This window comes from Nesterenkonia sedimenti (assembly GCF_012641515.1).
In the GTDB taxonomy this organism is placed as follows: domain Bacteria; phylum Actinomycetota; class Actinomycetes; order Actinomycetales; family Micrococcaceae; genus Nesterenkonia; species Nesterenkonia sedimenti.
In genome coordinates, this window is record NZ_JABAHY010000004.1 from 109,627 (window position 1) to 122,598 (window position 12,972).

Annotated in this window: 10 protein-coding genes; 6 read left to right on the forward strand and 4 right to left on the reverse strand. The window is 62.7% G+C overall.

Annotated features, from left to right (window positions below):
• The first annotated feature begins 15 nt into the window (after nt 1–15).
• The 3 genes from HGQ17_RS06115 to HGQ17_RS06125 all read left to right on the forward strand — a co-directional run bounded on the left by HGQ17_RS06115 (nt 16) and on the right by HGQ17_RS06125 (nt 4,350).
• Nucleotides 16–1,425, forward strand: coding sequence for an FAD-binding oxidoreductase (locus HGQ17_RS06115; RefSeq protein ID WP_168887081.1), 1,410 nt, complete (start codon nt 16–18; stop codon nt 1,423–1,425).
• 112 nt (nt 1,426–1,537) lie between these two features.
• Entirely contained in the window at nt 1,538–3,130 is a 1,593-nt protein-coding gene (locus tag HGQ17_RS06120) for an ABC transporter substrate-binding protein (RefSeq protein WP_168887082.1), read from the forward strand.
• Between the two features lie 35 nt (nt 3,131–3,165).
• Nucleotides 3,166–4,350, forward strand: coding sequence for a M20 family metallopeptidase (locus tag HGQ17_RS06125; RefSeq protein ID WP_168887083.1), 1,185 nt, complete (start codon nt 3,166–3,168; stop codon nt 4,348–4,350).
• A 75-nt stretch (nt 4,351–4,425) separates the two neighbouring features.
• Here HGQ17_RS06125 and HGQ17_RS06130 read toward each other — a convergent pair whose 3' ends face one another.
• The 4 genes from HGQ17_RS06130 to HGQ17_RS06145 all read right to left on the reverse strand — a co-directional run bounded on the left by HGQ17_RS06130 (nt 4,426) and on the right by HGQ17_RS06145 (nt 9,707).
• Nucleotides 4,426–6,069, reverse strand: coding sequence for an amidohydrolase (locus tag HGQ17_RS06130; protein ID WP_168887084.1), 1,644 nt, complete (start codon nt 6,067–6,069; stop codon nt 4,426–4,428).
• Nucleotides 6,069–7,517, reverse strand: a complete 1,449-nt coding sequence (locus HGQ17_RS06135) for a sodium:solute symporter family protein (RefSeq protein ID WP_168887085.1) — start codon at nt 7,515–7,517, stop codon at nt 6,069–6,071. Before HGQ17_RS06135 ends, HGQ17_RS06130 begins: the two co-directional genes overlap by 1 nt.
• A 78-nt stretch (nt 7,518–7,595) precedes the next feature.
• Nucleotides 7,596–9,191 carry an amidohydrolase gene (locus tag HGQ17_RS06140; RefSeq protein ID WP_168887086.1) on the reverse strand — a complete coding sequence of 532 codons (1,596 nt, stop codon included), beginning with the start codon at nt 9,189–9,191 and terminating at the stop codon, nt 7,596–7,598.
• A 228-nt stretch (nt 9,192–9,419) separates the two neighbouring features.
• On the reverse strand, nt 9,420–9,707 hold the full coding sequence (locus HGQ17_RS06145) for a cupin domain-containing protein (protein WP_168887087.1): 288 nt from the start codon (nt 9,705–9,707) through the stop codon (nt 9,420–9,422).
• A 170-nt stretch (nt 9,708–9,877) separates the two neighbouring features.
• Between HGQ17_RS06145 and HGQ17_RS06150 the strand changes: the two genes are divergently transcribed.
• From HGQ17_RS06150 to HGQ17_RS06160, 3 genes are read left to right on the forward strand one after another with little or no spacing between them, the layout of a single operon-like run.
• On the forward strand, nt 9,878–11,611 hold the full coding sequence (locus tag HGQ17_RS06150; protein ID WP_324615203.1) for a flavin monoamine oxidase family protein: 1,734 nt from the start codon (nt 9,878–9,880) through the stop codon (nt 11,609–11,611).
• Nucleotides 11,608–12,459 (forward strand): carbon-nitrogen hydrolase family protein, encoded by an 852-nt coding sequence (locus HGQ17_RS06155; RefSeq protein WP_211090475.1) that lies wholly within the window; start codon nt 11,608–11,610, stop codon nt 12,457–12,459. Before HGQ17_RS06150 ends, HGQ17_RS06155 begins: the two co-directional genes overlap by 4 nt.
• Before the next feature lie 27 nt (nt 12,460–12,486).
• Nucleotides 12,487–12,972: an Lrp/AsnC family transcriptional regulator gene (locus tag HGQ17_RS06160; protein WP_168887089.1), complete on the forward strand. Its 486-nt coding sequence runs from the start codon at nt 12,487–12,489 to the stop codon at nt 12,970–12,972.

The window sequence follows — 12,972 nt, forward strand, 5'->3', positions numbered from 1 at the left end:
GAGCAAATCCACACAGTGACTACCGACGACGCCGTCGCCGAGCTGCGCAGGCAGCTGGACCCCGCAAAAGTCCTCACCGATGAGGCCGTACGTCACGGCCTGAGCAGGGACCGCAGCCAATGGGTGCAACCGGAGCTGGCCGCCGTGGTGGTCAAACCCGCAGACGAAAGTGATGTGGTCACCACTCTGAAGGTGGCCCATCACTATCGTCTGCCGGTCATCCCGCGCGGAGCCGGAAGCGGGCTCTCCGGCGGGACTGTGGGCCTCAATGAGGCCATCGTGCTCGATGTCACCGAGATGGCATCAGTGATCGAACTCGACCCCCGCGGCAAATGGGCCACAGTCCAACCCGGGGTGATCACCGCAGACCTCGACCGGCAGGCCGCCGAACACGGACTGATGTTCGCCCCGGATCCGGCCAGCACCGAACTCTCCACCATCGGCGGCAATATCGCCGCCAATGCCGGCGGACTGCGGTGCGTGAAATACGGCAACACCCGGGACTCCGTGCTGAGCCTGAAAGTCGTGCTGGCCACCGGCGAGAAGCTGACCCTGGGCAGTAAGACCAAGAAGGATGTCGCCGGACTGGATCTGATGAGCCTCTTCGTCGGCTCTGAGGGAACCCTCGGTGTGATCACCGAGGCCACGGTGCGACTGGTTCCCCGACCCGCCCAGCGCAGGATGCTGCTGGCTGTCTGCCGTACCTGGGAAGAGGTCGAGGCCCTGGCCGTGACCGCCTCCGCCATGCCTCAGACCCCCTCAATGGTCGAGCTCATCGACCACGGCGGTCTCCAGAACCGGTCCGAGGAGCTCAAAGCACCCCTGGGACTGGAAGACACCGGCCGGGCGGTGGCCCTGATCGAATCCGACAGCCCGTATGCCGAGCAGGACGTCGCAGAATACCGCCGCGAACTCACTGCCGCCGGACTCAGCGATCTCAGGCTGCTCAGTGACCAGGAGCGCGAGGCAGCACTGCGGCTGCGCCGCGGTAAGGCCGCCGAAGGCAAAGGTGACGCTCAGATCCTCGACACCTCCCGTCTCTGGTGGCTGGGGGAGGATATGACTGTTCCGGCACCCTATCTGGCCCGGTTCCTCCGCGAGGCCGAGACTATCGCCGCCGAGGCCGGGGTCCGGATCTCCATGGTCGCCCATGTCGGCGACGGCAACCTCCACCCGGCACTGACCATCCCGAAGGAAGAGGTCAGCTCCGAGCAGACCGCCTCCGAGATGCTCAATCAAACAGCCGACCGGCTGGTTCGCATCGCACTGTCCCTGGGCGGCTCAGTCACCGGCGAACACGGTGTCGGAGTCCTGAAGAAGGAATGGCTGCCGATGATGCTGGGGGAGGAGTCCCTGCGCATCCAGCACTCCATCAAGGAGATCTTCGACCCCCACGGGATCATGAACCCCGGCCGCGGGTACTGATCCTCCCAGGCAGCTGAGCTCACGTCCACAGGGGCCTGCAACATCCAGGTAATGTTGCCCACGTTACACTTCCTCTACTTGCACTGATTACGCGCACCTGAGGAAATACCTGATGAGAACACGTACAGCATTTGCCTCCAGCCTGACCCTGGCCCTCGCCCTGACTGCCTGCGGCGGTGGCGAGAACGGCGAGGAGGCCGAGGATCTGGACCTCGAGCAGATCGAAGTCCGGGAAGAGATCCGACTGGCCCACTCCGATCAGCCCCAGACGATGGACCCCATCGCCACCACCGCAGCGGTGGCCCGCAATATGGGGCATCTGGTCTTCGAGCCGCTGTTCGTGCTCGACGCCGACCTCGAGGTCCAGCCCATGCTGGCCGAGGACTATGAGTTCAACGAGGACAGCACCGAGCTGACCATCACCATCCGGGAAGACGTCCCCTTCCACAACGGTGAGATCCTCGATGCCGAGGACGTCGTCGCCTCTCTGGAACACTGGACCCGGCTGAGCAACCCCGGCTCCACCTTCTTCTCCGATGCCAGCTATGAGGCCACCGACGATCACACTGTGGTCATAGAATTCGAACAGCCCATGGCACTTGCCCCGATGATGATGGCCGATAACTCCCAGATGCCCACCTTCATCATGCCCGCCGAAGTCGTCCAGGACGCCCCGGATACCGGTGCTGAGGAGTACATCGGAACCGGCCCCTATTCCTTCGGCGAATGGCAGCGGGACCAGTACATCCAGTTCGAGGCCTTCGAGGACTACGCCTCCCGAGATGAGGAGCCCAGTGGTCACGCCGGCGCCCGGCAGGCCAATTTCGAGAACATCTACTTCGACTTCGTCACCGACTCCTCCACCCGGGTCAACGGACTGCAGTCCCAGGAGTACGACCTCATCCACGGGCTGAGCTTCGATAACGTCGAGCAGGTCGAGGGCTTCGCTGATGCCGACTACGAGGTCGCCCCGGCCGGCATCCTGACCGCGATGTTCAATAAATCCGATGAGTCACTGTTCAACAACCAGGCCCTGCGTGAGGCCGCAGTGGCCGCCATCGAGCCCGAGCAGATCCTGCTCACCGCCTATGCCGATGAGGAGTTCTACGGAGCCACCAGCTCCCTGATGGATGAGGACTCCCCATGGCATATCGAACCCGATGAGGAGTTCCGCGAATTCCACCAGGAGGTGGACCAGGACCTCGTCGATGAGAAGCTCGAGGAGGCAGGCTACGACGGTGAGGAGCTGACCATCCTGGCCAGCTCGGACCAGGACGATCACTACGACACCGGGATCATGCTGCAGCAGCAGTTGGAGGAAGCCGGGTTCAATGTGACCCTGCAGACCCTGGACTGGCCGACCATGCTCGATGCCTACACTGACCCCGAGGCCTTCGACATCGCCGTCGACGCCTACGCCAACTACCCCATGCTGCCCCCGACCATGCTCTTCCTGACGCCTGAGGGTGAGGGCTGGGCCGATTACGATCCGCTCTTCGACGCCGGTGATGCCATGATCTACGCCGAGGACGACGACGCCGCCATGGAAGCCATGGAGGACTTCCAGCAGGCCTTCATCGACTACCTGCCGGTGAATAAGATCGGTGACCGCACGACCCTCTACGGGGTCGCCGACTACGTTCAGGGCTTTGAGCATGTCTCCGGTCAGGGGCCGATCTACCACAGCCTCTACATCGCCGAATAAGAGACCGAAGATCACCGATCACGTAAGGAACCCAATTGCCCGAGGCCGCTAAGACCGCCATCGTCGATTTCCTCGCCGAAACCACCCCATGGACCGAGCTGTCCCTGAAGATCCACGCCAACCCCGAGCTGAGCTTCCAGGAGCACCAAGCCGCAGGCTGGATCACCGAGACGCTGTCTGCCCAGGGTTTCGAGATCACCCAGGGGCTCACCCCGGAGACCCCGACCGCCTTCAAAGCCACCTGGAGCTCAGGCACAGGCGGGCCGCATATCGTGTTCATGGCCGAATATGATGCGCTGCCGAAGATCGGGCACGGCTGCGGACACAATGTCATCGCCGGTGCCGGTGCAGGTGCAGCTGCAGCGCTGAAACACGCCCTGGAGACCACCGGAACTCCCGGCAGTGTCTCCCTGGTGGGGACCCCGGCGGAGGAGGAAGGCGGAGGGAAGATCCTGCTGGCCGAGGCCGGGGCCTTCGATGAGTTCGATGCCGCGCTGATGATCCACCCCGCCGATAAGACCATGACCGTCCGTGGCAATCGGGCCTGTGTGGATATGTTCATCCAGTTCCACGGCAAAGGTGCGCATGCCGCATCCCGTCCCCATGAGGGGATCAATGCCCTGGATGCGGTGATCAACAGTTTTGTCACCATCCGCCAGCTGATGCCCTATCTCCACCGCTCAGCCAATGTGCACGGGATCATCACCAAGGGAGGGGAGGCCAATAACGTCATCCCCGATCACTGTGAGGCGAACTTCCTGCTGCGGGCGGAGTCCGTCGAGGCCCTGGAATCGATCCGCCAACGGGTGGAGAATGCCGTGGAGCGCTCGGCGGAGTCGGTGGGAGCCAGCACCACCATCGAATACGGGCTGACCTACGCTGAACTGAAGGCCAACCGTAAGATGGCCGATCTCTTCGGCGATAACCTGCGCAGCATTGATGTGCCGGTGGCAGAGGATGTCACCGAACTCGGCGGCTCCTCAGATGTCGGCAATATCAGCCGGGTGCTGCCGACGATTCACCCCTACATCAAGATCGGGGACGTCATCGCCCACACCACGGATTTCGCCGCAGCCGCTGGGTCACCAGCGGGTATGGAGGCTGTTATCCAGGGGGCGAAGGGCCTGGCCATGACCGGCTGGGACCTCATCTCCTCCCCGGAGACCCTGCAGCAGGCCGAGGAGGAATTCGCCGCGGCCATGGCTGAGGCTGAAGCCTAGAAACTAAGTACTGCGATAACACTGGGGCCCTCCGCCGAGAATCGGCGGAGGGCCCCAGTGCGTCGTCGTCGAGAATCAGGCGTTGATGCCGGCCTCGTTATAGACCAGTTCACCACCAACAAAGGTGGCACCGACATCCACCTGGGAGATCTTCTCCTCGGCAACTGAGAAGAGATCATCGGAGAGGACAATGAAGTCAGCCAGTTTCCCGGTGCTGAGGCTGCCCATATCCTTCTCCGCCCCGGCGGCATAGGCCGATCCGTAGGTATAGGCCTGTACCGCCTCCTGAACAGTCAGCCGCTCCTCGGGACCCAGCAGGGCCCCGGAGGCAGTGCGCCGGTTGACCATGTCATGGATACAGCGCAGCGGATTGGCATCGGAAACCGGTGAATCAGTGGAACCGGGCAGCACATGCCCAGCCTTCAGCAGTGACTTCAACCGGTAGATCCCACCGTGGAGCTCCTCGTCAGTGGAGGCTGCCATCCCGTCTCCGAAATCAGAGATGAAAACACCCTGAGGCACCGGCACTACACCCAGCTGAGCGGCACGTTCGACCTGCTCCGGTGAGGTCAGAGCGAAATGCTCAATCCGGTGGCGGACCTCCGGGCGGGGCAGCAGACGCTGGGCCTCGGCGAAGGCGTCCAGGACGTGGTCAATGGCCGCATCACCGATAGCGTGGGTCGCCACAGTCCACCCGGTGAGATGTCCCTGGATGATCATCCTGCGCAGATCAGACTCCGCATACTGCAGGTAGCCGGTGTTCTCCGGTTCACCCACATAGCAGCGGTGCATGGCAGCAGACCGACCGATATAACTGCCATCGGACCAGATCTTCACCGGGCCCACCCGCAGCCGGTCATCTCCGAGACCGGTGCGGATACCCAGATCCAGGCCGAAGCTGTCCTTGATCTCGGGAAGCTCATGCAGGGTCCCGCAGTAGGGCATCAGCACCATGCGAGTGCCCAACAGCCCCTGTTCCAGGGCCCGCTGGTAGTAGTGGAAGTCCAGCGGGGAGTTGCCGATCGCATGGGGATCACCGGCTCCAGGCTCGGTGATAGTGGTCAGCCCGTAGCTCAGTGCCTGCCGGCTGCCCAGATCCAGCCAGTGGATCACTTCCTCCTCGGGGGAGGGGCGGACCAGGGACATGATCAGTCCCATCGCCTTCTCCTCCAGGAGACCATGGGCCCGCTGCTGGTCGTCGCGGACGACTCGTCCGCCGTCGACGTCGGGGACATTGAGCCGATCAGCCCAGCCGGCGCGTTCGAAGGCCGCGGTATTGGCCACGATCATATGCCCAGAGACATGCTCCAGGATGGCCGGGCGACCACCGCAGACCTTATCCAGTTCCTCCGCCGAGGGATGATCCCCCAGGGCGTTCTGGTCATAGCCTGCAGCCCGGATCCACGCATCCGGGGCCAAAGTCGCGGCATGCTCAGCGATGGCCTGGTACAGCTCATCCAGGGTCTTCACCGCAGTGGGGCGGAGATTGACCGCCGCCAACCGCTCACCGGTCTTGGAGAGGTGGTTATGGGCATCATGGAACCCCGGCAGCACCGGCGCGCCCTGAAGGTCAAAGCACTGCCGGGCTGCAATCCCATCCAGTTCCTCATCGAAACCGATGATCCGGCCCTGCCAGATTCCCATCCGCTGGGCGGTGGGGCGCTCAGGATCCAGCGTGCGGATCCGAGCATTCTCGACGACGGCGTCGATCGTCAGCATTAAACGCGTGCCTCCTCAGCGGGCTTCTCAGCGAGGTTCTCGGTGTTCTGCGGGGGCAGACCGGCGTACTCAGCCAGGCGGTCGCGATCCACCACGTGGAAGATCACATAGGTGATGATCGAGGCGGGCAGACCCAGGAAGACCGGGTGACCGAAGGGCGAACCGGCCAGGGTCCAGCCCACGGAGACGGCCAGGCCGACCCACATGGCGATAATCGCCCCGCGGCCGGAGACCTTCTTGGCGAAGAGGGCAACCAGGGCCGGGAACAGCAGACCCGAGACCAGCATCGCTGTGCCGGTGACCCAGAGCTCGACCAGACGCGGCACCAGCAGGGCCAGCACCAGGGCGATGACGCCGGTGATCACCACAGCGATGCGGCTCCAGAACAGCAGGGACTTCTGGCTGGGCTTGCCCTTCAGCGCAGGCTTGATGACGTCATTGACGATCGAGGAAGCGCCACACATGAAGAAGGAGTCAGCGCAGGAGATGATCGTTGCCAGCAGTGCCACGATGAGCACCACCACAAGCTCGAAGGGCAGCAGCTCAGTGATGATCTCGTAGTAGATCTGGCTGGGTTCCTCGGAGTCGATCTCCAGGCCGTAGCGGGCCATAACACCCATCCAGATGACCAGCACACCGGTGATCGCGGCGATGATGATGGCCACCCAGTAACCGCGGATCACGGTGTTGAGATCGCGGCCGGCCCAGGCACGCTGCCAGAGGTCCTGACGCACCAGCTGGTAGGCACCGATGGTCAGGGCGTAGACGGCAACTTCAGCGAAGCTGATGTGGAAGACGCTGAGGTGAGCGGACTCGCCCAGGGCAGCAGCATTGGCACGCACCTGGTCGAAGTCACCGACGGTGACCAGAATCAGCACGAACAGACCGAAGACGGCCAGGGTCTGGATAGTGCCGTGGAAGGCGTCCTGCCACACCACAGCTTTCAGACCGCCGAATACAGTCTTGATGGTCAGCATGATCGCGGAGATGATGATCGCCAGGTTCATCGGCACACCGGCGACGAGGTTGAGCACCAGGCCCACGGCCACGAACTGCATGCCGGTAATGGCCGCATAGGCAGTCAGCACCGAGATTGTGGTGGGGATACGGGCCTGGTTGCCGAAACGGTGGGCGGTGAAGTCACCGATGGTGACGTAGTTATTCCGGTCACCGAGGGTGCGGATCTTCTTGATCAGCAGGGTCGCCATGATGATGCCGGCGACGAAGATCGCGACGTTGTACCACTGCTGGCCCTGACCCATGTTGTACCCATCGGTCATGAAGCCCAGCAGGATGGAGCCACCGATTGCAGTGCCCACATAGGTCAGGATCAGCGGGAAAAGGCTGACCCCGCGGGAGGCGACATTGTAGTCCTCATAGGTGCGGATCTGCTTCACACCGATCCAAACGGATACACCTACTAGGAAGAGGAAGTACCCAATGGTCATATACAGGAGAAAATCTCCCTGCGCACTGGTGAACAAGTTGTGCTCCTTGAATTAAGGGGTTGGGGATTTGGAGGTCTGTCAGGACTGGCTGTCGATCCGCTGACCGGCTGAGTAGACAGCGGTCGGGCGGAGCTTCAGCCATTGTTCGGGCTGACATTCGAAGGGGTTCTGTTCCAGAACCTGGAAGTCAGCGTGGGCACCGGGAGTGAGAGTGCCGAGAGTCTGCTCCTCATAGGAGGTGTAGGCCGCGTCAGTGGTGTAGGCGCGAATGGCTTCTTCGAGCGTGATGTTCTGCTCGGTGTCGAGTACGGTCCCGGAGACGGTGGTGCGGGTGACGGCCGCGTAGATCCCTTCCCAGGGATTGCCGTTGGTCACCGGGGTGTCCGAGTTGCCCGGGGCGATGATGCCGTAGTCGGCGAAGGTCCGTTGGGGGTAGGCGCGTTTGACCCGCTCGGGCCCCAGAGCCTTCAGATAGGAATCGCCCAGGTGATAGATGAAGGCGATGGAGGAGGCAGCGATGATGTTCTGCTCCTTCATCTGTTTCAGATGCTTCTCGGTGGGCAGCGCGCAGTGTTCGATCCGGTTGCGGTTATTGGCCACGAACTCCGGGTCGAGTTTGCTGAGGGCTTTCAACGCCTGGTCGATGGCGCGCTCGCCGATGCCGTGAATCGCCAGTCGGAAACCGCCTTCGACGGCTCGTTTGAGGTGACCGAGGAACTCCTCATCCTCGAGATAGAGCAGGCCGGTGTCATCGGTGCCCTCGAAGGCGCAGCAGACTGCAGCGGTACGGCCGCCCACGCTGCCGTCCAGGGTGAACTTCGCACCCTGGATGCGGAGCCGGTCATCGCCGAAGCCACTGCTGATCCCGGTGTTCAGCGCATGAGTGAGAACCCCGCTCATCGCGGACTGGTCCAGAGCCCAGAGCCAAGGGCGCATGCGGATCTTCAGATCTCCACGAGAATTGGCCCGGGTGTAGCAGCGCAGGTGGTCAGCGGTGGTGGAGAGATCATGGGTGGTGGTCACGCCCCAGGAGACGAAGGCCTCCTGGGCCAGGGCGAAGGCCTCGTCGAAATCCTCCCCGGTGTAGGCCGGCGCTGCGATGAGATCCATTGCGGCCTCTTGGACCAGGCCGGTCGGCTCGTCCTGGGCATCGCGGACAAAGCGCCCGCCCTCGGGGTCGGGAGTCTCAGCGCTGATACCGGAGAGCTCCAGTGCTGCGGAGTTGACCACCCGCATGTGGTGGCAGGTGCGGGTGAGCATCACCGGACGGCCGGCTGCGGCGGCGTCGAGGTCCTCCTTGGTGGGGCCTCGGCCCTCGGCGAGATAGGTCTCGTCCCAACCGACCCCGCGGATCCATTCACCGGGGCCCAGACGCTGAGCCTCCTCGGCGACGAGCTGAACGATGTCCTCAATGGATGAGACATTGCTGGGCCTGAGGTCCAGCTGCCGTAGTGACATCCCCAGCTGGCCAGGGTGGGCATGGGACTCGACGAAGCCAGGCATGAGGTATCGGCCCTCGAGGTCTACGACTGTGTCGACGGTGGCCTCAGTGGCCGCCTCATCAGTGCTGATGAGCCCGTTGAACACATTGAGAGTTGTCGGTTGGCTGAAGCCGGATCCGCTAAAGATCCTGGCATTCTTGACCATCACTCTTTCGCCGGCTCGATTCGTCAATGTCTCATCCTCAAAGTGCTATCAGTGGCGGTGATAAAGCAGTCGGCGAGCTGCGGACTGCCTTAGTTCGCCCAGTACAATAGCACTGAAGGGGTTTCTGAGCTGCAGTATCGTTCCGTGCGCATGAGATTGATGCGCGAAAAGATTCATATTTCGTGAATGTTTCCAGATCGCGCCGGAGAATTTACATGCACGAAACATAGAGGGGTTGCGGCCCCCCGCTAGAGACTATTTCAGCTCGATTTCCACGAAGGCGCACTCGGTGTCTGAGGTGTTGACCACGTTATGGGTCGTACCTGCTGATCGGGTATAGCTCTGCCCCGCAGTCAGCACGTTATCGCTGACCCCCTCGGGGGTGTGCACCTGCAGTGTCCCGGTAGTGGTGGGGACGACGACGTAGTCCATCTCGTGAGTATGGGTTCCCGTCTGTGTGCCCGGTGGGAACCGCCACTCGGTGACTCGAACCTTCTCGTTGTCCAGCTGAACAGTGGCAATCGCCGTAGTTTCGTCACTCATGTGGCCATCCTCTCACTCTGCCCCAGCTGAAACTGCAGGCGTGGGGGAGAGGTGGGCTGGCCCAGTCGGTCACCCAGGAAAAATTTCTGTACTCTGACTATATGACCACATTTTATTCTTCTGAGGCGGAGTCAAGTGTTGGATCTGTTCATAGTGGGGAACGGCCTCCGGTGACGATCTTCGGTCCGGATTTTCCGTTCTCCTATGACGAATGGCTCAACCACCCCGCAGGTATCGGCACCCTCCCGGAGGAAGCCCTGGGGAAGGAGGTGGCCGTCATCGGCGGTGGTATCGCAGGGCTCGTGGCCGCCTATGAACTGATGCGCCTGGGCCTGCGGCCTGTGGTCTACGAGGCTGAGCGGCTGGGTGGTCGGCTGCGCTCAGAGAAGTTCCGGCTCACCACGGACACCACAGACAACGACGACGCCGCATACAGCGAGGTAATCGCCGAGCTGGGCGGGATGCGTTTTCCCGTCTCATCCACCAGCTTCTACCACTACCTCCGGCTGCTGGGACTGCGCACCGAACCATTCCCCAACCCCTTGACTCCGGCTGCTGGAAGCACAGTCATCGATCTCGGGGGAGAGACCTGGTACGCCGAAAGCCTGGCGGATCTACCGGCGCTCTTCGCTGAGGTCGCCGAGGCATGGGATGCCGCATTGGAGAGGGAATTCGGGCTCAGCGGTCTGCAGGATGCCATCCGGGAGCGCGACGCCCACCGACTGAAATCCCTGTGGAACCAGATCGTGGCCGACTGGGATGAGCGGAGCTTCTATGAGTTCGTCGCCCAGGCAGACGAGTTCAACGGCCTGTCCTACCGTCACCGCGAGGTCTTCGGCCAGGTCGGCTTCGGCACCGGCGGCTGGGACTCCGACTTCGCCAACTCCATGCTTGAGATCCTCCGAGTGGTGGTCACCGAATGCGACTCCGACCAAGAACTGGTGGTCGGCGGCGTCGAACAGCTGCCCCAGGGGCTCTGGCACCGGGAGGTCGATGACAGCGCCTACTGGCCCAAAGGCACCTCCCTAGCCTCCCTTCACGACCCCAGTCCCGGAACACTCTCACCGGTGGACCACGACGGTGAACCGGGGCAGTCCCGCCGGGGGACACCACGAGGAGCTGTGGCTGCCCTGCACCGCGGTGAGGATGGGCGGATCGCAGTCACCGAATCCACCGGTGATGTCAGGACCTATGACGCAGTGCTGGCCACCTGCCAGTCCTGGCTGCTGACCACGGAGATCGACTGCGCAGAATCCCTGTTCTCCCAGGACATGTGGATGGCCCTGGACCGCACCCGGTATATGCAGTCCTCCAAAACATTCGTCATGGTCGACCGTCCCTTCTGGAAAGACCGCGACCCCAAGACCGGTCAGGAGACGATGAGCATGACCCTGACCGACCGGCTGACCCGCGGAACCTACCTCTTCGACAACGGGCCGGATAAGCCCGGGGTGATCTGCCTGACCTACTCCTGGATGTCAGATGCGCTGAAGATGCTGCCCTACCCCGCGGATAAACGCGCCGAGCTGGCCATCAACGCCCTGGAGAAGATCTACCCCGAAGTGGATATCCGATCCCACATCATCGCCGAACCGGTCACCGTCTCATGGGAGTCCGATCCCTATTTCCTAGGTGCCTTCAAAGGCGCCCTGCCGGGGCACTATCGCTACAATCACCGTATGTACGGGCATTTCATGCAGCAGGACATGCCAGCGGAGGAACGCGGCATCTTCCTAGCCGGTGACAGCATCTCCTTCACACCCGCCTGGGCGGAGGGAGCAGTGCAGACCGCCTTGAACTCCGTCTGGGGCATCCTGAACCACTTCGGGGGTACATCTCATCCGAAGAACCCCGGACCCGGTGAGCTCTACCCCGAGCTTGGACCTGTGGAGCTTCCGGCATGAGTGCGAGTCTGCGGCTGGCCCTGGGCCAGGTCGAGCCCCTGGTGGGGGATAAGGCCGGAAACCTGCAACGAGCTGAAGCCCTGGCCGGACAGGCCGCTGAGGCCGGCGCTGATCTGCTGATCCTGCCGGAGATGTATCTGACCGGTTATGCCTTAGGTCGTGAGCAGACCCTGGCACTGGCTGAACCGGCCGATGGACCATCCGCCCAGGAGATCGCCGCCATCGCTGCCAAACACTCAGTGGCAATCATGTACGGATACCCGGAGGCCGCAACAGGCGGCACCGAGGTCTTCAATACCGCCGGTTTCGTCGACTCCACCGGAGATCGGCTCCTGGACTACCGGAAGCTGCACTACTTCGGGGACCTCGACCGGGACCAGTTCGATCCCATACCCGGGGAGATCACGGCTTCCTGCTGCCCAGTGATCCCCTGGCGAGGCTGGCAGCTGGGCGTAGGAATCTGTTACGACATCGAGTTCCCGGAACTGGCCCGGCAGCTGGCTGTCAGCGGGGCGGATCTCATCTGTGTGCCCACTGCCAATATGGTCGACTGCGACCACGTGCAGGAGCTGCTGCTGCCAGCCCGGGCGGTGGAGAACCAGCTCTATGTTGCCTATGCCAACTACTGCGGTGCCGACTCAGTCTTCGAGTACGGGGGCCTGAGCCAACTTGCAGCACCCGGCGGCCAGCAGACCCTTGCCGGCCGTGGGGAACAGCTGCTCATAGCGGAGCTGGACCGGCAGAGCCTGGAGGCATCACGGGCTGAGAATCCGTATCTGCGCGACCGGCTGTTCCAAGTGGCCCCTCGTGGCGCGGAGATGACCGCGAATTTCCCGCACTCTTCCTGATCAGGGTGTGTGAGGTACCCTGAGCAAATGGCTGCCGCTGGTACTCACGACGCCATTGACGAGGCGATCCTCAGGGAGCTTTCCCGGGACGCCCGGATGACGCTGGCTCAGCTCTCCGAGCGCACAGGACTCTCCGTCTCTGCGGTGCAGACCCGTGTGCGCCGCCTGGAGACCCGAGGAGTCATCCGCGGGTATAAGGCCGAGCTGTCCCCGGAGGCTCTGGGTAAACCGCTTTCGGCCTTCATCGAGATCACCCCGCTGGACCCCGAGCAGGCCGACGACGTCCCACAGCTGCTGGAACATCTGCCGGCCATTGAAGCCTGCTACTCCGTGGCCGGGGATTCCAGCTATATGCTCTTCGTCCGTGTGCCGACGCCTCGGGATATCGAGGCGTTGATTCGGGAGATACGCAAAGCGGCCTTCGTCAACACCCGCACCACCGTAGTGCTGCAGACGTTCTACGAAGGCCGCCCCATCAGCGTGACGCCACCGGAGTCCGCTGGCGAGGACTGA

Excerpts from the sequence above, each read along its gene's own strand:
- HGQ17_RS06135 (WP_168887085.1), bottom strand. The coding sequence starts at position 7,517 with ATGACCATTGGGTACTTCCTCTTCCTAGTAGGTGTATCCGTTTGGATC.
- HGQ17_RS06130 (WP_168887084.1), bottom strand. The coding sequence starts at position 6,069 with ATGCTGACGATCGACGCCGTCGTCGAGAATGCTCGGATCCGCACGCTG.
- HGQ17_RS06120 (WP_168887082.1), top strand. The coding sequence starts at position 1,538 with ATGAGAACACGTACAGCATTTGCCTCCAGCCTGACCCTGGCCCTCGCC.
- HGQ17_RS06145 (WP_168887087.1), bottom strand. The coding sequence starts at position 9,707 with ATGAGTGACGAAACTACGGCGATTGCCACTGTTCAGCTGGACAACGAG.
- HGQ17_RS06160 (WP_168887089.1), top strand. The coding sequence starts at position 12,487 with ATGGCTGCCGCTGGTACTCACGACGCCATTGACGAGGCGATCCTCAGG.
- HGQ17_RS06155 (WP_211090475.1), top strand. The coding sequence starts at position 11,608 with ATGAGTGCGAGTCTGCGGCTGGCCCTGGGCCAGGTCGAGCCCCTGGTG.